This is a genomic window from Isoptericola sp. NPDC056605 (assembly GCF_042792795.1).
Classification (GTDB): Bacteria; Actinomycetota; Actinomycetes; order Actinomycetales; family Cellulomonadaceae; genus Isoptericola.
The window spans coordinates 71,412-93,131 of record NZ_JBHTVT010000001.1; the positions used below are offsets into that span (position 1 = coordinate 71,412).

Here is a 21,720-nt window from a genome sequence, read left to right on the forward strand (position 1 = left end):
CCTCAGGGAGTCACCCTCATGAGCACCCCCACGTCCTCGCCGGTCGAGCCGGCAGGACCTGCCCCGGCCACGCCGCCGATCCTCGAGATCGACCTCGCCATCGAGGGCATGACCTGCGCCTCGTGCGTGGCCCGCGTCGAGAAGCGGCTCAACCGCGTCGACGGCGTCACCGCCACCGTCAACCTGCCGCTCGAGAGCGCGCACGTCGAGCTCACGTCGCCCGTCGACGACGCCGCGCTGGTCGAGGCCGTCGAGAAGGCCGGCTACGGCGCCCGCGTCACCGGCCGCCGCGACGTCGCCCGGCCCGTGCCGGACCCTCAGCCGGCTCCGGTGCACCCCGAGCCCGACACCTCCGCCACCGCGCCCGCCCCGTCCGACGCGCAGCGCGCCCCGGCCCGCCCGTCGTCGGACACGTCGGCTCCGGGCGACGCCCGCGGGGCCGACCTGCGCCGGCGGCTCGTCGCGTCCGCGGTGCTCACCGTGCCGGTGGTGGCGCTGTCGATGATCCCCGCGCTGCAGTTCACGGGCTGGCAGTGGGTGGTCGCCGCCGCCGCGCTGCCGGTCGTGACGTGGGGCGCGTGGCCGTTCCACACCGCGGCGGCGCGGGCCGCCCGGCACGGCGCGTCCACGATGGACACCCTGGTCTCGCTCGGAATCATCGCCGCGACCCTGTGGTCGGTGTGGGCGCTCACGCTCGGCGGCACGGGCGAGCTCGGCATGCGGATGCGGCCGTCGCTGATCCCGTCCGAGTCCGGCGGCACCCCCGAGCTGTACTTCGAGGTCGCGGCCGTCGTCACGACGTTCCTGCTCGCCGGCCGGTACGCCGAGCACCGCTCGCGCCGCCGCGCGGGCGACGCCCTGCGCTCCCTGCTGGAGCTGGGCGCCAAGGACGCCGAGCGGGTGCGGCTCGCCCCCGACGGCACGCCGCTGACCGGGCCCGACGGCGGGCGCGTCACCGAGCGCGTGCCCGTCGCGGACCTCGCCGTCGGCGATGTGTTCGTCGTGCGGCCGGGCGAGAAGGTCGCCACCGACGGCGAGGTGGTCGAGGGCGCGAGCGCCGTCGACACGTCGCTGCTCACGGGCGAACCGGTCCCGGTCGACGTCGCCCCCGGGGACGCCGTCACCGGCGCGACCGTCAACACGTCCGGCCACCTGCTGGTGCGCGCCACGCGCGTGGGCGAGGAGACCACGCTCGCGCAGATCGGGCGGCTCGTGTCCCAGGCGCAGACCGGCAAGGCCCCCGTGGCCCGGCTCGCCGACCGCATCTCCGCCGTCTTCGTGCCGATCGTCATCGGGCTGTCCGTGCTCACCCTGGTGGGCTGGCTGCTGGCCGGCGCCGACGTGCAGCTCGCGTTCACCGCCGCCGTCGCCGTCCTGATCATCGCCTGCCCCTGCGCCCTCGGGCTGGCGACGCCCACCGCGCTGCTGGTCGGCACCGGCCGCGGCGCGCAGCTCGGCATCCTCATCAAGGGCCCGGAGATCCTGGAGTCCACCCGCCGCGTCGACACCGTCGTGCTCGACAAGACCGGCACCGTCACCGAGGGCCGCATGGAGGTGGAGCGCGTCGTCGCCGGCGCCGCCGGCGAGCGAGAGGTGCTCGCCTACGCCGGCGCCGTCGAGGCACTCAGCGAGCACCCGATCGCCCACGCGGTGGCGGCCGCCGCCACGGAGCTGTCAGGACGAGCGCAAGGTACGCCGCGCGCGGAGCCTGACACGTCCGGGGGGACGGGGGCGGACGGCGTCGGGATCGGCGCGCTGCAGGCGTTCGACTTCCGCGCCACGCCGGGCGGCGGCGTCGAGGCGGTCGTGCGACGGGCGCACTCGGGCCTCACCGGGCTGGGGGTCGACGGCGGGCTCAACGCCCGGCGCGTGCTCGTCGGGCAGCCCTCGTGGTTGGCCGGGCAGGGCGTCGCGTTCGACGGCGACGGGACGGACGGGCTGGCCGCCGCGTTCGACGACGCCGAGGCGACCGGGGCGAGCGCCGTCGTCGTCGCGTGGGACGGCGCGGCCCGCGGCGTCGTCGTGCTGCGCGACCCGGTGAAGGCGACCTCCGCCGAGGCCGTCCGCGAGCTGCGCGACCTCGGCCTGCGGCCCGTGCTGCTCACCGGCGACGGCGAGGGCGCGGCCCGCGTCGCCGCCCGCGAGGTCGGCATCGCCGACGAGGACGTCATCGCCCGCGTGCTCCCGCAGGACAAGGCCGCGGTCGTGACCCGGCTGCGCTCCGAGGGCCGGGTCGTGGCGATGGTCGGCGACGGCGTGAACGACGCCGCCGCGCTCGCCACCGCCGACCTCGGGCTCGCGATGGGCACGGGCACGGACGTCGCGATCGAGGCGAGCGACATCACGCTCGTGCGCGGCGACCTGCGCTCGGCCCCCGCCGCCGTCCGCCTGTCGCGCGGCACGCTGCGCGTGATCAAGCAGAACCTGTTCTGGGCGTTCGCCTACAACGTGGCGGCGATCCCGCTCGCCGCGGCGGGGCTGCTCAACCCGATGATCGCCGGGGCGGCCATGGCCGCGTCGTCCGTCATCGTCGTCGGCAACTCGCTGCGCCTGCGCCGGGCCGGCTGACCCCTGCTGACCCTCGTGTGCCGTGAGCATGTCGGTGGCCCTGTTCCGGTCGCGGAACAGGGCCACCATCATGCTCACGGCACGGACCCCGATCAGCGGAAGCGGCGACCCTCGTCGCGGCGGTAGGCGCCGACGGCCAGGACGGCGAACAGCAGCGTCCAGCCGAGCAGCACCACCCACGCGAGCCCGTATGCGGGCTCGCCGGTGAGCGCCTGCACCAGCAGGTCACGACCGGCGCGTGTCGGCGTGGCCTGCGAGATCGCGTCCAGCCACGACGGGAACGCCTGCGGCGGCAGGAACAGGCCGCCCGCGAACGCCAGCGGGAACAGCACCGCCTGCACCACCGGCAGCGCGGCCTTGGCGGACAGCGAGTAGCCCACGGCCATGCCCAGCAGCACGAACGGCACGGAGACCAGCAGGATCGTGCCCACCCCGGCGAGCAGCTGCCCGAACGTCACCGTCGCGGCGGTGAACAGCCAGCCGATGAGGATGAGCGGCACCAGCCCGAACAGCGCGAAGATCGCGCCGTTGCCGATCCGCGCGACCATCCGCGGGCCGGGGCCGGCGGGCAGCGAGCGCAGGAACGGGTCGAACGGGAGCTGCCGGTCCTCCGCCACGCCCAGCCCGTAGGTGAACAGGCTGGCCGAGCAGACGGCGAACAGGCCGAGGCTCGCCACCGACATCGTGGCCCAGAGCGGGTTGTTCGCGACGTCGCGCTGCGGCACGACGAAGAAGAACATCGCCAGCGCGGGGAACAGCATGTTGCCCAGCACCGCGATGGGCACGCGCACCGTCTCGAGGAACTGGTAGCGCAGGTGCAGCCAGGTCAGCCGCAGCGGTCCCGGGGCCGTCCCCGCCCGGGCGGGGGTCGTCGTCGCGCTCATCGTGCCGCCTCCGTCACCATCTCCTCGAACGCCTCCTCGAGGCTCGCGCCCCGGATGCGGAGGTCGTGGAAGTCCACGTCGTCGCGCACCAGCGACCGGACGAGCTCGTCGGCGTCCGCCGTGTACAGCTCCTGCGTGCCGTCGTCGAGTCGTTCCGCGCGCACGACGCCGGGCCACGCGGCCAGGTCGGCCGTCGCCCGCAGCGCCACGCGCCGCAGGCCCACACGCCGCAGGATGGCGTCGAGCGTGTCGTCCGCCCGCACCACGCCGCGGTCGATGACGACGACGCGCTGCGCCAGCGCCTGCACCTCCTCGAGGTAGTGGCTGGTGAGCAGCACCGTGCCCCCGGCCGCGTGGTAGGCGCGGACGGCGTCCCACAGCGCCTGGCGGGCGCCGACGTCGAGGCCGGTGGTGGGCTCGTCGAGCAGGACGACGCGCGGCCGCCCCACGAGCGACAGCGCGACGGCGAGCCGCCGCTTCTGCCCGCCGGACAGCGCCCCCGTCTGCCGCCGCGCCAGGTCGGTGAGCCCGAACTGCTCCAGCAGCTCGCCGGTGGGCACCGGGTCGGCGAAGTGCCCGCCGACGAAGTCGACGACCTCGCCCACCCGCAGCGTGGCGGGCAGCCCCGTCTCCTGCGGGGTGATGCCGAGCCCGGCGCGGCTGGCGGCGTCGCGCGGGTCGCCGCCCAGCAGGCGCACGGTGCCGGCGTCCGGGCGGCGCTGGCCGCTGACCAGCGAGAGCAGCGTGGACTTGCCGGCGCCGTTGGGCCCGAGCAGGCCCACGAGCTCGCCGGGGCCGACGTCGAGCGACACGTCGTCGAGCGCGACGACGTCGCCGAACCGCCGGGTGACGCCGCGCACGGCGACGACGGCCGCGGCGGGGGGTGCGGCGGGGGGTGCGAGCGGCGCCCCGGCCAGGGCGGGGGCGCGCTCCGGGGGTCGGGTGCGGGTCATGATCCGGCTCCTCTCAGCAGGCCGGTGAGGGCCTCTTGGTAGTCCTCGAAGGCGCGACGCCCGTGCGGGGTGAGCGCGAGGTATGTCGCGGGGGTACGACCCTCGTGGGTCTTGGTGACGCGGACGTAGCCCGCGTCCTCGAGCTTGCGCAGGTGGGTGGACAGGTTGCCGGCGGTCATGTCGAGCAGCTTCTGCAGCTTGGGGAAGCTCAGCTCGTCACCGGCGTCCAGGGCGGCGAGCGTCGCGACGACCCGGAGCCGGGCGGGCGCGTGGATGACCGGGTCGAGGGCGTCAGCCACGGCCCACCTCCGCGTCCGCGCGGCGCCGGCGGCGGCGCCGCACGATCCGCAGGTGCTCGACGGCGGCCATCACGAGGAAGCCACCGCCGCCCGCGAACGCCATCACCAGGTAGGTGAGGGGCAGGCCGGCGAGCGTGGCGGCCGCGGCGACCAGCAGGATCCACGCGCCGAGGACGAAGAGGCTGCGGTCGTCGAACGCGACCGCCCCGCCCAGGTACAGGAGCCCGACGACGAGGCACGCGCCCCCGTTGCTGACCAGGCCCATGAGCTCGCCGTCGGCGCCGGCGCGGGCGAGCCCACCGAGGAACGCGCTGAAGGTGAGGAAGCCGAGCATCCACGCCCAGCCGTACATCGCGCCCGTGCGGGCGGAGACGCCGCGCGTGCCCGAGGTGCGGCTCATGGTGTGCACCATGGTGAAGACGACGGCCGCCGCGAGCGCGCCGGCGAAGACCCAGTACGCCCAGGCCTCCGGCTGCTCGCGTCCCTGCGCGCTGGACCACAGCACCAGGTAGCCGGCGAGCCACGCGACGCCCCACACCCCGTAGAGCGCGCGGCCGTCCGGCCCGAGGGCGGCACGGGCGCGGTCCTGCTGCTCGCGGATGAGCCGCAGGGAGTCGGCGGCGGCCAGCCCGGCGTCGTCGTCGCCGGGACGGTCAGGGTGGTCGGTCATCGCTACCTCGCAGAGGACTGAACAGAGAACTTTGTGCTGCAAACTGCTTTGTCGATCATGGCACCGAGCAGCTCCACGCACAAGACCCCAATAATGTGATATCACTTTGCTATCGCGTCGCCGGACCGCCCGGCCCCGAGCACAGGAGCTGCCATGCCCGAGAGCACCGCCCCCGTCCAGGACTCCGTGGGCGGCGAGCCCACCGGACGGCCCGTCGGCCACGACGGCACCCGCGTCGACGTCGCGGAGCGCCCCGCCTGGTCCGTCGGCGCGGGCGGCGCCGTCCTCGGCGTGGTCGTGTCGCTGCTCGTCCTGGCCCTCGGCACGCTCGGCGCCGTCTCGAGCGACGCCCCGGCCATGGTGGGGGTGCTGGCGGCCGGCCTGCTGCTCGCGCTCGCCGTGCTCACCGGCATCTCGGTGATCAGCCCCGGCGAGACGCTGGTCGTGCAGCTCTTCGGCCGCTACCTCGGCACGATCCGTCGCACGGGCCTGGTCATGACCGTCCCGCTGAGCACGAGGCGCCGCGTCTCCGTGCGGGTGCGGAACTTCGAGACCAGCGAGCTCAAGGTCAACGACGCCGACGGCAACCCCATCAACATCGCCGCGATCGTCGTCTGGCAGGTCGCGGACACCGCCAGGGCGAGCTTCGCCGTCGAGGACTACGACGACTTCGTCTCCGTGCAGGCGGAGTCGGCGCTGCGGCACGTCGCCATGTCCCACCCGTACGACGGCGGCGACGGCGTCGAGTCGCTGCGCGGCGCCACGGAGCTCGTGTCCGGGGAGATCGCGACCGAGGTCGCGGCCCGCGTCGCCGTCGCCGGCGTCGAGGTCGTCGAGGCCCGCATCTCCAACCTCGCCTACGCCCCCGAGATCGCCCAGGCCATGCTGCAGCGCCAGCAGGCCGGCGCGATCATCGCCGCCCGGTCGCGCATCGTCGAGGGCGCCGTCTCGATGGTGGAGGACGCGCTGAACCGCCTCGAGTCGGACGGCGTCGTCACGCTCGACGACGAGCGCCGCGCCACCATGGTGTCCAACCTGCTGGTGGTGCTGTGCGGCGAGAGCCGCGCCACGCCCGTCGTCAACGCGGGATCGCTGTACCAGTGACGCCCGCCGCCCCTGCACCGGGGGACGTGCCCGGGGACGACTCCGCGTCCCCGGGCACCGAGCGCCCCGAGGGTCCCGGGCGCCCCGCCCGGCCTGCACGCAAGCAGGTGCTGCTGCGCCTCGACCCCGCGATCCACGACGCCGTCGCCCGCTGGGCCGCCGACGACCTGCGCAGCGTCAACGCCCAGATCGACCTGCTGCTGCGCCGCGCGCTCAAGGACGCCGGTCGGCTGCCGCGCGACGCGGCACCCGCCCGGCGTCCGGGCCGTCCCCCGTCCACCTGATCGTCCAGGGGCGGGTGCTATAACCGGACGGTGGCCGACCCGCAGACGATGACGCCCGCGGCGCGACGCCGCACCACCGCCGAGATCTGGATCGTGCTGGGCCTCAGCCTGGGGCAGAGCGGCGTGTACGCGCTGGTCAACATCGTCGCGCGGCTCACGGCCGAGACCCCGCTCGCGGAGCAGTCCGCGACCCTCAACGCGAGCCAGTCCGACCGCTCGCTGCTCGACCTCACCTACCAGCTGCTGGGGATCTTCTTCGCGCTGGTCCCGGTCGCGCTGGCGCTGTACCTGCTCAGCGGGCGGGCCGGCGCCACGTGGCGGGGCACGCGTCGCCGGATCGGCCTCGACTGGGGTCTCGAGGGAGCCCGGCCGGGCCGCGACGTCGCGTGGGGGTTCGCGCTCGCCGCCGCCATCGGCATCCCGGGCCTCGCGTTCTACGGCCTCGGCCGCCTGCTCGGCATCACCGTCCAGGTGCAGGCCAGCGCCCTGAACGAGCACTGGTGGACCGTGCCTGTGCTGATCGTCGCCGCCCTGCAGAACGGGCTGCTCGAGGAGGTCGTGGCCGTCGCGTACCTGCACGAGCGCACCCGCGACCTCGGCTGGTCCCGCCTGTGGTTCGTCGTGTGGAGCTCGTTGCTGCGCGGCTCCTACCACCTGTACCAGGGCATCGGGCCGTTCTTCGGCAACGTCGTGATGGGCGTCGTCTTCTCCTGGTTCTACACCAGCCGCTGGGGGCGGCAGCGGGTCGTGCCGCTCGTCGTCGCGCACACCCTGCTCGACGTCGTCGCGTTCGTCGGCTACGCGCTCCTGCCGCAGGAGTGGAAGGACGCGCTCGGTCTCTGACCCCCGCCGAGGTAGCTCGTCTCGAACTACCTCGGCGGGAGACGAGCTACCTCGGCGTGCGCAGGGCGTGCAGCCCCTCGCGGTGCGCGGCCTGCGCCTCCGGGTCGGGCAGCGGCAGCGAGGCCAGCAGCTGCTTGGTGTAGTCCTCGCGCGGACCGCCCAGCACCTGCTCGCCCGTCCCCTCCTCGACCAGGTGCCCGCGGTAGAGCACCGCGATGCGGTCGGCGAGGAGGTCCACGACGGCCAGGTCGTGCGACACGAAGAGGCAGGCGAAGCCCAGCTCCTTCTGCAGCTCGGCGAAGAGCTCCAGGACGCGCGCCTGCACGGACACGTCGAGGGCCGACGTCGGCTCGTCGGCGATGAGCAGCTCCGGGTCGAGCGCCAGGCCGCGCGCCAGCGACGCGCGCTGCCGCTGCCCGCCGGACAGCTCGTGCGGGTAGCGGTCGCCGTAGCTGCGGGGCAGCTGGACGGCCTCCAGCAGCTCGTCGACACGACCGCGCGCGGCCTCCGGGTGGCGTGCCCGACCGTGCACGACCAGCGGCTCGGCCACGCACTCGGCGATGGTCAGCAGCGGGTTGAACGACGTGGCCGGGTCCTGGAAGACGAAGCCCAGCCGCGGGCGCATCGCCTTGAGGTCACGCCCCTTGGCGCCGAGCATCTCCGTGCCGAGCACGCGCAGCGACCCGCCGCTGACGGGCGTGAGCCCGGCGATCGCGCGGGCGATCGTCGTCTTGCCCGATCCCGACTCCCCCACCAGCCCGAGCACCTCGCCCGGACGGATCGCGAGGTCCACGCCGTCCACGGCCGTGAACGCCGGCTGCCGGAACCGGCCCGGGTAGGTGATGGTCAGCCCCTCGGCCCGCACCACCGGCTCCGACGACTCCCACCCCGCGGGCCGGGACGCCGCGCGCTCGACGGCGCGGGCGGTGCCCTCCCCGACGCGCGGCACGGCCTTCAGCAGCGCCCTCGTGTAGTCGGCCTGCGGGTCGGCGAACAGGTCCTTGACCGGCGCCTGCTCCACGACCTTGCCCTGGTACATCACGGCGACGCGGTCGGCCAGGTCCGCCACCACGCCCATGTTGTGCGTGATGAGCACGATGGCGGTGCCCGTCTCGTCGCGCAGGTGGCGCAGCAGGTCGAGGATCTCGGCCTGGACGGTGACGTCCAGCGCCGTCGTCGGCTCGTCCGCGACGATGAGGCTCGGCCCCAGCACCAGCGCCATCGCGATGACGATGCGCTGTTTCTGCCCGCCCGAGAACTGGTGCGGGTAGTGGTCCACGCGGTGCTCCGGGTCGGGGATGCCGACCGTGCCGAGCACCTCGATCGCCCGCCGCCGCGCCTCCTTCTTCGACACGTCGCCGTGCGCCCGGATGCCCTCGGCGATCTGCCACCCCACCGTGTACACGGGGTTGAGCACGCTGGAGGGCTCCTGGAACACCATCGCCACGTCGCGGCCGCGCACCTGGCGCAGCTTCGCCGCCGAGACGGCGACGACGTCCGTGGTCGCGCCGTCGCGCCCGGTGAGCACGACGGCGCCGCTCGTGGTGGCCGTCTCCGGCAGGAGGCCCAGGATGGTCTTGGCCGTGACGGTCTTGCCCGAGCCGGACTCGCCGACGACGGCGAGCACCTCCCCCGGCTGGACGTCGAGGCTCACGCCGGCGACGGCCCGCACCGGGCCGGCGTCCGTGGCGAACGAGACCTCGAGGTCCCTGACCGACGCGACGGCGCCGTTCGGCGCGACCGCGCCGTTCGACGCTGCGGCGCTCGATGCGACGGCGCTCATGCGTCGTCTCCCTTCGGGTTCTCCTGCGAGTGCTCGGCGGACGCCGGGTTCTCCGGGTCGGAGGCGTCCGCCTCGACCGACGTCGCCGCGACCGCCCCCGCCACCTTGCCGGAGCGTGCGCGCGAGCGCAGGCGCGGGTCGGCCAGGTCGTTGAGCGACTCGCCCATGAGGGTCATGCCCATCGCCGCGAGGACGATGGCGAGACCCGGGAACAGCGCGGTCCACCAGATGCCGGAGGTGACGTCGGCGAGCGAGCGCTGCAGGTCGTAACCCCACTCGGCGGCCGCCGTCGGCTCGATGCCGAAGCCGAGGAAGCCGAGCCCCGCGAGCGTGAGGATCGCCTCCGACGCGTTGAGCGTGACGATCAGCGGCAGCGTGCGCGTGGAGTTGCGCAGCACGTGGCGGGTCATGATGCGCCAGTGCCCGGTGCCGAGCACGCGCGCCGAGTCGACGAACGCCTCCGCCTTGATCCGCACCACCTCGGCGCGCACCACCCGGAAGTACTGCGGCACGAACACCACGGTGATCGACAGCGCGGCGGCGAGGATGCCGCCCCACATGCTCGACTGCCCGCCCGAGATGACGATGGCGAGCAGGATGGCGAGCAGCAGGGACGGGAACGCGTAGATCGCGTCCGCGATCACCACGAGCACCCGGTCGAGCCAGCCGCCGAAGTACCCCGACACCAGGCCGAGCAGCACGCCCACGACGATCGACGCCACGACCGCGACCAGCACGACGAGCAGGGACGTCTGCGCGCCCCACACCACGCGGGACAGGACGTCGTAGCCGCCGACGGTGGTACCGAACCAGTGCTCCGCCGACGGCGGCTGCTGGGCACCGAACGCGACGCCGTCGCCGCTGCGCAGCTGCGACCAGCCGTACGGCGCCAGGAGCGGCGCGAAGACCGCGACCAGCACGAACAGCGTCGTCAGGACGAGGCCCGCGACGAGCATGCCCCGCTGGAGCCCGACGCTCTGGCGCACCTGGTGCACCACCGGCAGCTTCTTGAACCAGGCCCCGCGTCCGGCGACGTGCTCGGGGGCGGCGCCGGCCGTGCCGACGCTCGTGATCTCTCCGCTGGTCATCAGTACCTCACCCTCGGGTCGATCAGGGCGGCGAGGACGTCCACGAGGAAGTTCGTCACCGCCACGACCACGGCCATCAGCACCACGATCCCCTGCACGGCGACGAAGTCGCGCGCCTGGAGGTACTCCGACAGCTGGAAGCCGAGGCCGCGCCACTCGAACGTGGTCTCGGTGAGCACGGCGCCCACGAGCAGCATCGCGACCTGCATGCCGGCCACGGTGATGATCGGGATGAGCGCCGGACGCCACGCGTGCTTGCGCACGAGGCGGCTCTCCTTGACGCCCCGCGAGCGGGCCGCGTCGATGTAGCCGGTGCCGAGGGTGCCGATCATGTTGGTGCGCACGAGGCGCAGGAACACGCCGGCGGTGAGCAGGCCGAGCGCGATCGCCGGCAGCGCGGCGTGCGACAGCACGTCGAGCACGACCTCGGGGTCGCCCGTCTTGAACGCGTCGATCAGCATGAACCCGGAGTCGGCCCCGGCGAGCTGCATCGCGATCTCCCCGTCGGTGGACACGCGCCCGGCCACCGGGAACCAGCCCAGCCAGACGGAGAACACCAGCTTGAGGACGAGGCCGGCGAAGAACACCGGCGTCGCGTACGCGAGGATCGCGAGGATGCGGAGCACCGCGTCCGGCAGACGGTCGCGGAAGTAGCCGCTGACCATCCCGAACGGGACGCCCAGCACGAGAGCCACGAGGATCGCGTAGGACGCGAGCTCCAGCGTCGCCGTCCCGTAGGTGGTGAGCACCTCGGTGACCGGCCGGTTGTCGCTGATCGTGGTGCCGAAGTCGCCGGAGAAGATCCCGGTGAGGTACTCCCAGTACTGGACGATGATGGGTCGGTCGTAGCCGGCCGCATGGATCAGCTCGGCGAGCTGGTCGGGCGGAAGCTTGCCGCCCAGTGCGGCGGTGATGGGGTCACCGGTCGCGCGCATGAGCACGAAGACGGTGGTGACCAGGATGAACACGGTGGGGATGATGAGCAGGAAGCGCACCAGGACGTAGCGTCCCAGTGCGCTTCCTGCCGTGCTACGGGCAGCCACGAGAAGAGCTCAGTCCGTCTCTCAGCCCTTGGCCATCGCGGCGTAGCGGACCTTGAACGACGCGTCGAGCGTGTCCTCGACGCCCGTGACGTCGGCGCCGGTGACCGCGACCTGCGCACCCTGCAGGTACGGGACGGTCGACAGGTCCTCGGCCTCGGCCTCCTGGATCTGGCCCAGGAGCTCGGTGCGCTTCGCCTCGTCGGCCGTGACGGCCTGCTCGAGGATCATGTCCTCCACGTCCTGGTTCACGTAGTGGTTGCCCAGGAAGTTCTCCTTGAGGAAGAACGGCGTGAGGTAGTTGTCCGCGTCCGAGTAGTCCGGGAACCAGCCGAGCTGGTAGGCCGGGTAGACGTCGGACGTGCGGTCCTTGGAGTACTGCACCCACTCGGTGGTCTGCAGGTTGACCGTGAACAGGCCGCTCTCCTCGAGCTGGTCCTTGATGAGCGCGTACTCGTCGCCCGACGACGGGCCGTAGTGGTCGTTCGAGTACTGCAGGTTCAGCTCGACCGGGGTGGTGACGCCGGCGTCGTCGAGGCGCTTCTTCGCCGCGTCGGCGTCGGCGCCGCCCTGACCGTCGCCGTACATCTCCTTGAGGGGCTCCGTGGCGCCGGTCAGGCCGTCCGGGACGAAGGAGTACAGCGGGGTGTAGGTGCCCTTGTAGACCTGGTCGGCCAGGGCCTCGCGGTCGATGAGGTCGGCGACGGCCTGACGCACCGCGGTCGCCTTCTCGGGGTCGGCGTCCGGCTGCTTCTCGCCGTAGGGCTGGGTGTTGAAGTTGAACGTGATGTAGCGGATCTCGCCGCCGGGCCCGTCGACGACCTTCACCGCGTCGTCGCCGCGCAGGTCCTCGATGTCCGTGGGCGACAGCGACCGGAGGGCGACGTCCACCGAGCCGTCCTGCACCTCGAGCTTGAGGTTGGAGGCGTCCGTGAAGTACTTGGCGGCGACCTTCGGCGTCTTGGCCGCGCCGAGGATGCCCTGGTAGCCGTCGTACGCCTCGTAGCTGATGAGCTCGTTGGTCTTGTAGCTCGTGATCGAGTACTGGCCGGCGAACGCCTTGCCGTCGACGATCTCCTGGTCCGGCGTCACGGCGTCGGCCGAGAAGACGTCCTCGTCCACGATGGGGCCGACCGGGGACGACAGGATCTGCGGGAAGATCTGGTCGTTCTCGCTCTTGAGCTTGAAGACGACGGTCGTGTCGTCCGGCGTCTCCACCGAGTCGAGGTTGTACAGCAGCGACGACGGGCCGTTCTCGTCCGCGATCGCGAGCTGGCGGTCGAAGGTGAACTTGACGTCGGAGGACGTGAGGTCGTTGCCGTTGGCCCACTTCAGGCCCGGCTTGAGCTTGACCGTGTACTCCTTGGGCGACGTGAACTCCGCCGACTCCGCGATGTCCGGCTCCACGTCGGGGCTGCCGTACGGGGTGTTCAGGAGGAACGGGTAGATCTGGTTCATCACCGCGAACGACCCGTTGTCGTACGACCCGGCCGGGTCGAGCGACGTGATCTTGTCCGTGGTGCCGACGACCAGCGACTCGGCGCTGCCTCCGCCGCCGCCGCTCCCGCCGTCGCCGGAACCCCCGCCGCACGCGGTCAGCACCAGCGCGAGCGCTGCGGTTCCTGCGGCGCCGGCAAGCAGCCGTCGCGAGCCTCTGATGGCACTCATGGTCGTGGTCCCCTTCGTCCAGGCCGGCCGCGGCGGGTGGCCGCGGACTCGTCACGATGCGGGCGTTTCTAGCACACCGGTGTGTCGCCGTGGTCACGGGCGTGGGTCACACCCTGGCCGGTGATCGCATCGTGGTCCGGGAACCTACCACCGCTCTCTACCTCGTGTCACAGGCCGTGAGGCCCGGTAACACCTAGACTTTCCGGCATGTCCGGAGCGAGCACCGCGGGTCCTGCCCAGGATCCTTCGCACCGGAGCCCCACGGGCGACGCCCTGCCACCGACGGGGCCGCTGCGGGCGCTGCTCGGCGGCGACACCTCCGACCAGGGCACGCCGACCGACCTCGTGCGCGTCGTCGACACCCCCGAGGCCCGGGTGCGGCACCCGTCCGACATGCTCGGCATGGTGGTCAGCGCCCTGGGCGTGGCCCTGGTGCTCGTGCTGTCGGTGGTCGCGCACGCCACCACCGAGGGCGTCACCCAGGACGTACGGACCTTCAGCTCCCTGCTCGCGCGCATCCTCTTCGTCCCGGTCGCGCTGCTCGAGGGCCTCATCACCCTGTTCGTGCCCGCGGCCGTGCTGGTGGAGCTGGGCTGGCGCCGGCTGGGCCGGCAGGTCGTCGAGTCCATCTGCGCGGCCGCGCTCGGGCTCGTGCTCGGCGTCGTCACCGCCCTCACCATCTCCCGGTTCGGCAGCGACGAGCTGGTGCGCGGCCTGTCCGTGTACACCGACGGCGCGTGGCAGCTCACCATCCCCGGGTACGTCGCCGCGATCGCCGGCCTGCTCACCACCGCCGGCCCGCGCACCCGCCGGCGCACCGTGCGCTGGTCGTGGAACGTGCTGTACCTGGCCCTGTTCATCGTGCTCATCACGGGGCAGGTGTCGCTGCCGGGCGTGCTGGTCGCCCTGCTGCTGGGCCGCCTCGCCGGGCAGGCGGTGCAGTACGTGTCCGGCGTGCGCAGCGAGCGCGCGTACGGCGCCGACCTCGTGGCGGCGGTGCGGCGGGCCGGGTTCCACCCGACGGCGCTGGTGCGGGTGCGCGACGTCTCCGCCGTCGTCGACGACGAGGCGGACGCCGACCGCGCGCCCGCCGTGCCGGAGGACCCGGTGGCGTCCTACGACGCCGACGGCGACGTGGTCGACGAGGCCACGGACGACGAGCTGACCCTGCCGCCGGACCCGACCACGGCGGACGCGGCGGCCGTGGCCCTCACACGCTCCGGCGACAACCGGGTGTACGCCCTGTTCACGGGCGACGGCGAGCCCCGCCGCGACGTCGTGGTGCTCGACGGCGACCGCCAGGTGCTCACCACGGTGCAGCGGCTGTGGCGCGCGCTGCGGCTGCGCGGCCTCGAGGGCCGCGCCGCGATCTCGCTGCGCGCCGCGGCCGAGCGCACCGCCCTGCTCGCGTACGCCGCCCAGGCGGCCGGCGTGCGCACCCCACGGCTGGAGGGCATCGGCGTCGCCGACGACTCGGTGGTGCTGGTGCAGGAGCACGCGCGCGGCGCCGTCTCCCTGCGCGACCTCGAGCCCGACGACCTCGACGGCACGCGCGGCGACGCCGTGCTCGCCCAGGCGTGGGAGCAGCTGCGGCGGGCGCACGACGCCGGGCTGACCCACCACGCCCTGACTCCCGACGTCGTGCTGGTGCACCGCGACCTGTCCGGTGCGCCGCACGTGTGGCTCACCGGCTGGGAGCAGGGCGAGATCGCGTCGGGCACCCTGTCGCGGCGGCTGGACCTCACGCAGATGCTCGCGCTGCTGGCGCTGCGGGTGGGCGCGCGCCGGGCGCTCGCCTCCGCGGTGCGCGCCCTGCCCGACGAGGACATCGCCGCCATCGGGCCGCTGCTGCAGTCCATCGCCCTGCCCAGCCCGACGCGCGAGGAGGTGCGGCGCACGAAGGGCCTGCTGGACGAGCTGCGCGAGGCGCTCGTCGAGCGGCTGCCGCAGGCGGACGTGCAGCCGCAGAACATCACCCGCTTCGGCGCCCGCACGGTCATCATGCTGACCCTGACGATCGTCGCCGTCACCGTGATCGTCACGACGTTGAACTTCGAGGAGATCGCCTCGGCGATCACCGAGGCCAACCCGTGGTGGGTCGCGGCGTCGTTCGTGCTCGGGGCCATCACCTGGTTCGGCGCGGCGCTCACGTTCAGCGCGTTCTCGCCGGAGAAGCTGCCGCTGTGGCGCGCCACGCTCACCCAGATGGCCGGGTCGTTCGTCGCGCTCGCCGCCCCCGCCGGCATCGGGCCCGCGGCGCTCAACCTGCGGATGCTGACCCGTCGCGGCGTGTCCACGCCGATGGCGGTCGCGACCGTCGCGCTGGTGCAGCTGTCGCAGTTCGTCGTCACGGTGCTGCTGCTGGTCGTGCTGTCGGTGTCCACCCGCTCCGGCGGCCTCATCGACCTGCCCTCGACCACGGTGCTGCTCGCCATCGCGGGCGTCGCCATCGCCGTCGTCGCGATCCTGCTGGTGCCGTCCGTCCGCCGGTGGGCGTGGGAGAAGGCGCGCCCGACGCTGGAGCAGGTGTGGCCCCGGCTGTCGCAGATGCTGGGCCAGCCCACGCGCCTGGCGCTGGGACTCGGTGGCAACGTCATCATGACGCTGGGCTACGTGCTCGCGTTCGACTTCGCCCTCGCCGCGTTCGGGCAGTCGCTCAATCTCATCGACGTGGCGGTGATCTACCTGGTCGGCAACTCCGTCGGGGCCATGGTGCCCACCCCCGGCGGCCTGGGCGGCGTCGAGGGCGCGCTCATCGCCGGGCTCACCGCGGCCGGCATCCCGGCGTCCCTCGCGGTCACCGTCACCATGCTCTACCGCGTCGTCACCTACTGGGCTCGCGTGCCGATCGGCTGGGTGGCGATGAAGCGCCTGGAGAAGACGGGCGACCTCTGACCGACCTCTGAGGAACCTCAGCCGCGGCGCCACGCCGCGCGGTCAAGACACATGTCTCATACCGTGTCCCCGTGAACCGGGCCAGGGGGATCCTCAGTGCGCTCGCGGCGCTCACGCTCGCCGCGCTCTCCGCCGTCGTGGCGCCCACGACGTCCTCCGCGGCGACGACCGCGGGCTGGGCCGCGTGGGACCCGTTGACCGGCTCCGCCGGCAGCTGGTCGACCACGATGCAGCTGCCCGCGGCCGGCTTCCCCGCCGCGACCATGACCTCCAACTCACGCGGGGGCACGGTCGGTGTCGTCTCGGGAGCCTCGTCGTGGCTGTCCGACGCGACACCGCCCGGGGAGGTCTTCGGCTCGAGCCGGAACCAGCCGTACGTCAACCTGCGCCCGCAGGCCGACCGCCCGACGACGCCGTCGACCACCGTCTACACCTTCGAGCGGCCGACGCCGGCGGGCGGCTGGGCGTTCGTGCTCGGCGACATCGACGCCGACTGGGTGCGCGTCTCCGCCGTCGGGGCGGACGGGCAGCAGCTCACCGCCGACGAGCTCGGCTGGCAGGGCGCCTTCAACTACTGCCAGGGCGCGGGCTCGCCGTCGTGCACCGACACGGAGGTCCCCACCTGGGACCCGGCCACCCAGCAGCTCTTCGGCAACGCGACCGCGACCGACACGAACGGCGCAACCGGCTGGTTCCGGCCCACCGTGCCCGTCACGCGGCTGACGATCGGGTTCTTCCAGCGCTCCGGGTTCCCCGTGTACCAGACGTGGTTCGCGTCGTTGGCCCGCGACGTCACGGGGACCGTCACCACGGACGACGGCGCCCCGCTCGAGGGCGCGACCCTCACGCTGTTCGGCCCCGACGGGACGGCCCTCGCCACCACGACGTCGGCCGCGGACGGCGCCTACGCCTTCGAGGGCTACACCGCGGCACCCGGGTACCGGGTGGAGCTGACGGAGCTGCCCGGGTCGTCGGACGCGCACCCGTTCGGGCTCGTCGCCGTGGGTCCGACCGACGTGGGCGACGTCGACCTCGGCGAGACCGACGGCACCGCCGACTTCCAGGCCCGCGACATCGAGCCCGTCGCCGTCAGCGGCACCGTGCTCGACGACGACGGCAACCCCGTGCCCGGCGCCACCGTGACGCTGACGCCGGTGGGCGGCGGCGAGCCGATCACCGTCGTCACGAGCTCGCGCGGCGAGTACCTGGTGGACGACGTCGCCTGGGACGTCGCGAACGACCGGCCGCAGGAGTACGAGCTCTCGCTCGGCGACCTGCCCGAGGGGTACGTGGTCACCGGGACGCCGCCGAACCTCGTGGTCGACGTCGGGCAGGAGGAGGCCAGCACCGGCAACGACTTCATCGTCCGGGGGCCGGCGACCGTGTCCGGCGCCGTGACCGCGGGCGGGGAGCCCGTGGCGGGGGTCGTGGTGACGCTCGGCGACCGCAGCACGACCACCGGAGCGGACGGCACCTACGCGTTCGAGGGCGTGCTGCCCGGTGACCGCACCGTGGCCGTGCAGGCCCCGGACGGCTACACCGTGGACGGCCCCGCCACGCGGGACGTCGCCGTGGGCACCGACGACGTGACCGGGGTCGACTTCGCCCTGGCGCGACCGGGCGCGGTCGGCGGCGCCGTCACCGACGACGCGGGCGACCCGGTGCCGGGCGCCACCGTCACGGTCGCGGGTCCCGACGGTCCCGTCACGCTGACGACGGACGACGCGGGCGACTACTTCCTGGGCGAGCTCCCGCCGGGCGACTACGCGATCACGCTGAGCGTGCCCGACGGGTACACGGCCGACGAGACCGAGCGGACCATCACCCTCACCCCTGCCGGGGAGAGCTTCCTGGCCGAGGACTTCGCCGTCGTCGCCGACCCCGTGGCGCCGCCCGCGCGGCCCGTCGGCGGCACGGTCACCGACCCCGACGGCGCCCCGGTGCCCGGGGCGGAGGTGACCGTCACCGACTCCGAGGGCGCCGAGGTGGCCACTGCCATCACCGACGACGACGGCGCGTGGACCGCCGACCTGCCGGACGGCGCGTACACGGCCACGGTCACGCCGCCCGAGGGCTACGTCGTCGAGGGCGACGCGTCCCGCGGGTTCGAGGTGGCGGGCGGCGAGGTGACCGGCGTCGACTTCGTCCTCGCCGCGCAGGACGCGGCGCCGAGCCCGTCGCCCGACCCGACCGCGAGCCCGGCCCCCACGACACCGGCGACGCCGGCCGCCCCGGGCACCGGGGCGGGGCCGTCCGACGGCGGGTCCGCGACGCCGGGCGGCGGCAGCCTGCCGGTCACCGGCGCCGAGGTCGGGGCGGCGACGCTGGGCGCGCTGCTGCTGGTCACGGCCGGTGGCCTGCTGCTGCGGGCGTCGCGGCGGCGGGCGGGCGCGGCCGAGAGCTGACGCCGGTCCGGGGGGACGGCGTCGCCGCTCACCGCCTGGCCGCCGGGGCGACCCCGCGGTCAGGCGGTGAGCATCCCCGTGGCGGAGCGCACCAGCTCCTCGGTGAGGACGTCGAGCGGCGGCAGGCCGAGGTCGCCCTTCTCGTCGTCGGCCTCCCACGCCGCGACGGCGGCGACCACCGCGCGCGAGACCGTGGCGACGCGCAGCCCGGCCAGCGGCTCGACGCCGTCGCACGCCACCGTGCGCATGAGGTCGAGCAGGTCGAGCGTGCCGACCACCGGGACCTCGACCCCCTCGTAGCGCTTCACGTCGCGCCGCACCCAGTCCATGAAGACCAGCGGCCGGTCCTGGAGCACGGCCTGCGTGTAGCGGGCCCACGAGCTGGGCCGCAGCCCCTCGACCGCCGACACGAACGGCACGACGTACGCGCGCACCAGCCCCTCCGGGTCCCGCTCCCGCCCCTCGCCCACGAGCTCGGCGACCATGCGCGCGCGGTGCTCGTTGATCGGCCTGCTGCGCCAGTAGTAGAGGGCGTCGAGCATCGTCTGCCGCGACCCGAAGTGGTACGTGACGGCCGAGTTGTTGCGGTGCCCCGCCGCCCGGACGATCGCCCGCGAGCTCGCCCCCTCGAACCCGGAGCGCGCCACGAGCCGCTCCGCGGCGGCCAGCAGCGCGAGCTGCGACGCGTTCGGGTGGAGAACGTTCTTCAGGTCGTCGGCGCGCATCCCCCGGAGCGTAGTCACGCCCGGCCGACGGACGCGATCCCCGGCCTCCGCCGACCGGGATCCGGACGCCCGGACGGTCGCGCACGCGCCCGTCGCGCGTGGCATGCTCCTGGAGGGCCCGGGCCGGACGCGCCGGTCGTCGCGCCCGGGGAGGCGCGATGACCGTGACGGACCTGCCGACGCCGTCGTGCGCCGTCCGCCCCGACGGACCCGACGCGACCGCGGCGTCGGCCGCAGCCGAGGAGCTCGACCGCGTGCTCGCCGGGCTGCAGTGGCGGTTCGTGGCGCGTTCCCGGCACGCGCTGGCCGCCGGCGCGTGGGCGGAGCACACCTCCGGGGACGCCGCGCTCCTGCTGGTCACCGACGGCCTCGTGCGCGTGCGCGGCGTGGGCGACGTCGCCGACCTGGCGCCCGGCGACTTCCTGTTCCTGCCGCACGGGCCGCGCTTCGAGGTGCACGCGCTGTCCGACGCGGCCGTGCAGTGCGTGCGGGTCGCGCCGGTCGGGGCGGACGACGGCGCGGGCGTGCTGCCCGCCGCCGTGCTCCTCACCGAGCTGCCGCAGACCGAGCCGACGGCCGCGACCATGCTGCGCTCGCTGGTGGAGGACTACCGCGCCCCGCGCAGCGTGCTGGGCGACCGGGTCGTCACGCTCGTCGCGTCGATGGCGATCAGCGCCTGGTACGCGCGCGGCTGCGCCCCGGCCCGCTGGCTCATGCAGCGCGAGGACCCCGGCCTGGCGAGCGCCGTCGCCGCGATCCACGCCGACCCCGGCCGCGAGTGGACGGTGGACGACCTGGCGCGGGTGGCGCTCGCGTCGCGGTCCGGGTTCGCCGCCCGGTTCCGGTCCGCCACGGGCCTGACGCCCGGCCGCTACCTGGCGCAGGTGCGGGTGGCGCACGCGCGCTGCCTGCTGACGGCGGGCGACCTGCCGGTCGCGACGATCGCCCGCCGCCTGGGCTACGGCTCGGACACGGCGTTCGGCCGAGCCTTCCGCCGTCACACGGGCGCGACGCCGTCCGAGTACCGCCGCGACAGCGTGCTGCGCACCAGGACCCCGCCCGCGACCGCGGCCACCGCCGCCACGAGGTAGGTCCAGCCGACCCCCACGGAGTCGACGCCGAGACCGCCGACCGCGGACCCGAGGATGATCGCCGTCTGGAACGCCGCGACGACGAGCCCGCTGCCCGCCTCGACCTGGTCCGGCATCATCCGCGTGATCCACACCTGCACCACGTTGAGGATGCCGCCGAACGCCGCGCCCCAGAGCACCACGGCCGGGTAGACGAGCAGCGGCACGGCGGACGCCAGCCCGACCGCGGCGACGCTCGCTCCGACGGCCACGGGGACCGCGAGGAGCAGCACCGCGAGGTGCCGGTCGACGAGCGCGCCGATCGCGAAGTTGCCGACCAGGCCACCGGCGCCGAACATCGCGAGCAGCACGGCGACCGTCCCGACGTCCGCGCCGGGCAGCAGCGACAGGGCGGGCCGCACGTACGTGTAGCCGGCGAAGTGCCCGCCGATGACCGCCACGATCGCCACCAGCCCCAGCGCGACGCCCGGCGACCGCAGCGCCCGGCCCGTCGCCGACCAGCCGATGCCGGGCGTCGGCGCCACGGGCGGCAGGGCGACGCGCATCGCGACCGCCGTCACCACCGTGACCACCGCGGCGGCCACGAACACGACGCGCCAGCCGGCGGCGGCGGCGAGGATCACGCCCAGCGGCACCCCGGCCACCGTGGCGACCGTCGTCCCGGCGTTGACCACCATCATCGCCTTGCCCACCCGGTCCGCCGGGACCAGCTGCGTCGCGATGACCAGCGACATCGACCAGTAGCCGCCCAGCGCCGCACCCAGCAGCAGCCGGGCGGCCATGAGCACGCCGATGCTCGGCGCCAGCGCCACCAGCACGTTGGAGGCGACCGCGCCCAGCGCGAGCACCACGAGCAGCGTGCGGCGGTCGGTGCGCGGGAAGAGCGAGCCCAGCACCAGGGCGGTGGCCAGCGCCGTCAGGGCCGTGGCGCTCACCGACAGGCCGACCACGCCCTCGGAGACACCGAGGTCCTGCGCCACCGGGGTGAGCACCCCCGGCGGCAGGAACTCCGCCGTCACGAGCGAGAAGCTGCCCAGGAACATCGTGGCCAGCGCCAGCGCGGCGCGCCGGCGCGGGAGGGGGCCGGGCGCCCCCGGGACCCTCGTCGGGGCCGTCGTCGTGGCCGCCGCGGGAGCCGCGGCGGTGTCGATCGGGTTCGTCGTCATGCTGGTCGCAACAACGCGCGGCGGCGCCCGGGCCGACCGGGACGCCGACGGACTCGATCCAGACGCCACGCGCCGGGTGGGGCCCGCGCTCATGCCCGGGCACTGCCCGGGAACGGCCCGAGAACGGCACGGGCACGCCGGAGGGCCGGGGCCGCCCCCGCGGGGCGGGGGGGGGGGGCGGGGGCGGGCGCGCAGGGCCGGCGGTGAGGGCGGGGTGACAACGCCGCGGGGCGGGAACGCAGCGGCGGCGCGGC

At 74.3% G+C, this 21,720-nt stretch carries 17 protein-coding genes; 7 read left to right on the forward strand and 10 right to left on the reverse strand.

Annotation, left to right across the window (positions count from 1 at the left end; genetic code table 11):
* Window positions 1-18: 18 nt before the first annotated feature.
* Window positions 19-2,568 (forward strand): heavy metal translocating P-type ATPase, encoded by a 2,550-nt coding sequence (locus ACFQ8Y_RS00285; protein WP_430584227.1) that lies wholly within the window; start codon window positions 19-21, stop codon window positions 2,566-2,568.
* 92 nt (window positions 2,569-2,660) lie between these two features.
* Here the strand turns inward: ACFQ8Y_RS00285 and ACFQ8Y_RS00290 are convergent, their stop codons facing one another.
* From ACFQ8Y_RS00290 to ACFQ8Y_RS00305, 4 genes are read right to left on the reverse strand one after another with little or no spacing between them, the layout of a single operon-like run.
* Window positions 2,661-3,452, reverse strand: a complete 792-nt coding sequence (locus tag ACFQ8Y_RS00290; RefSeq protein ID WP_430552353.1) for an ABC transporter permease — start codon at window positions 3,450-3,452, stop codon at window positions 2,661-2,663.
* Entirely contained in the window at window positions 3,449-4,405 is a 957-nt protein-coding gene (locus ACFQ8Y_RS00295; protein ID WP_430552354.1) for an ABC transporter ATP-binding protein, read from the reverse strand. The genes ACFQ8Y_RS00290 and ACFQ8Y_RS00295 overlap by 4 nt, the downstream gene beginning before the upstream one ends.
* Window positions 4,402-4,704, reverse strand: a complete 303-nt coding sequence (locus ACFQ8Y_RS00300) for a transcriptional regulator (RefSeq protein ID WP_430552355.1) — start codon at window positions 4,702-4,704, stop codon at window positions 4,402-4,404. The genes ACFQ8Y_RS00295 and ACFQ8Y_RS00300 overlap by 4 nt, the downstream gene beginning before the upstream one ends.
* Window positions 4,697-5,374, reverse strand: coding sequence for a hypothetical protein (locus ACFQ8Y_RS00305; RefSeq protein ID WP_430552356.1), 678 nt, complete (start codon window positions 5,372-5,374; stop codon window positions 4,697-4,699). Before ACFQ8Y_RS00305 ends, ACFQ8Y_RS00300 begins: the two co-directional genes overlap by 8 nt.
* 153 nt (window positions 5,375-5,527) lie before the next feature.
* Here ACFQ8Y_RS00305 and ACFQ8Y_RS00310 point away from each other — a divergent pair, with 153 nt between their 5' ends.
* The 3 genes from ACFQ8Y_RS00310 to ACFQ8Y_RS00320 are packed head-to-tail and all read left to right on the forward strand — an operon-like array spanning window position 5,528 to window position 7,605.
* On the forward strand, window positions 5,528-6,478 hold the full coding sequence (locus ACFQ8Y_RS00310; protein WP_430584228.1) for an SPFH domain-containing protein: 951 nt from the start codon (window positions 5,528-5,530) through the stop codon (window positions 6,476-6,478).
* Window positions 6,475-6,762 carry a hypothetical protein gene (locus ACFQ8Y_RS00315; protein ID WP_430552358.1) on the forward strand — a complete coding sequence of 96 codons (288 nt, stop codon included), beginning with the start codon at window positions 6,475-6,477 and terminating at the stop codon, window positions 6,760-6,762. The genes ACFQ8Y_RS00310 and ACFQ8Y_RS00315 overlap by 4 nt, the downstream gene beginning before the upstream one ends.
* Window positions 6,763-6,810: 48 nt before the next feature.
* Window positions 6,811-7,605 (forward strand): CPBP family intramembrane glutamic endopeptidase, encoded by a 795-nt coding sequence (locus ACFQ8Y_RS00320; protein WP_430584534.1) that lies wholly within the window; start codon window positions 6,811-6,813, stop codon window positions 7,603-7,605.
* A 46-nt stretch (window positions 7,606-7,651) separates the two neighbouring features.
* On the opposite strand, the gene ACFQ8Y_RS00325 is transcribed toward ACFQ8Y_RS00320, so the two are convergent.
* Genes ACFQ8Y_RS00325 through ACFQ8Y_RS00340 form a run of 4 tightly spaced genes read right to left on the reverse strand, consistent with a single transcriptional unit; the run spans window position 7,652 to window position 13,184 of the window.
* On the reverse strand, window positions 7,652-9,388 hold the full coding sequence (locus ACFQ8Y_RS00325; protein WP_430584229.1) for a dipeptide ABC transporter ATP-binding protein: 1,737 nt from the start codon (window positions 9,386-9,388) through the stop codon (window positions 7,652-7,654).
* The gene (locus ACFQ8Y_RS00330) at window positions 9,385-10,476 is read right to left on the reverse strand and encodes an ABC transporter permease (RefSeq protein WP_430552360.1); all 1,092 of its coding nucleotides are present in this window, start codon (window positions 10,474-10,476) and stop codon (window positions 9,385-9,387) included. Before ACFQ8Y_RS00330 ends, ACFQ8Y_RS00325 begins: the two co-directional genes overlap by 4 nt.
* The gene (locus ACFQ8Y_RS00335) at window positions 10,476-11,519 is read right to left on the reverse strand and encodes an ABC transporter permease (RefSeq protein ID WP_430552361.1); all 1,044 of its coding nucleotides are present in this window, start codon (window positions 11,517-11,519) and stop codon (window positions 10,476-10,478) included. Before ACFQ8Y_RS00335 ends, ACFQ8Y_RS00330 begins: the two co-directional genes overlap by 1 nt.
* Before the next feature lie 21 nt (window positions 11,520-11,540).
* Window positions 11,541-13,184 (reverse strand): ABC transporter substrate-binding protein, encoded by a 1,644-nt coding sequence (locus ACFQ8Y_RS00340; protein WP_430552362.1) that lies wholly within the window; start codon window positions 13,182-13,184, stop codon window positions 11,541-11,543.
* 207 nt (window positions 13,185-13,391) lie between these two features.
* Between ACFQ8Y_RS00340 and ACFQ8Y_RS00345 the strand changes: the two genes are divergently transcribed.
* Together ACFQ8Y_RS00345 and ACFQ8Y_RS00350 are read left to right on the forward strand one after the other, a co-directional pair.
* Complete coding sequence (locus tag ACFQ8Y_RS00345; RefSeq protein WP_430584230.1) at window positions 13,392-16,079, forward strand: flippase-like domain-containing protein; 2,688 nt, start codon at window positions 13,392-13,394, stop codon at window positions 16,077-16,079.
* 71 nt (window positions 16,080-16,150) lie between these two features.
* Window positions 16,151-18,484 carry a collagen binding domain-containing protein gene (locus ACFQ8Y_RS00350; protein WP_430584231.1) on the forward strand — a complete coding sequence of 778 codons (2,334 nt, stop codon included), beginning with the start codon at window positions 16,151-16,153 and terminating at the stop codon, window positions 18,482-18,484.
* Window positions 18,485-18,543: 59 nt separating this feature from the next.
* Here the strand turns inward: ACFQ8Y_RS00350 and ACFQ8Y_RS00355 are convergent, their stop codons facing one another.
* Window positions 18,544-19,209 (reverse strand): TetR family transcriptional regulator, encoded by a 666-nt coding sequence (locus ACFQ8Y_RS00355; RefSeq protein WP_430563242.1) that lies wholly within the window; start codon window positions 19,207-19,209, stop codon window positions 18,544-18,546.
* A gap of 158 nt (window positions 19,210-19,367) precedes the next feature.
* On the opposite strand from ACFQ8Y_RS00355, the gene ACFQ8Y_RS00360 reads away from it, so the two are divergent.
* Window positions 19,368-20,300 carry a helix-turn-helix domain-containing protein gene (locus ACFQ8Y_RS00360; RefSeq protein ID WP_430584232.1) on the forward strand — a complete coding sequence of 311 codons (933 nt, stop codon included), beginning with the start codon at window positions 19,368-19,370 and terminating at the stop codon, window positions 20,298-20,300.
* Here ACFQ8Y_RS00360 and ACFQ8Y_RS00365 read toward each other — a convergent pair.
* Window positions 20,207-21,466, reverse strand: a complete 1,260-nt coding sequence (locus tag ACFQ8Y_RS00365; protein ID WP_430584233.1) for an MFS transporter — start codon at window positions 21,464-21,466, stop codon at window positions 20,207-20,209. The two genes, ACFQ8Y_RS00360 and ACFQ8Y_RS00365, sit on opposite strands and share 94 nt — an antisense overlap.
* Window positions 21,467-21,720 lie beyond the last annotated feature (254 nt).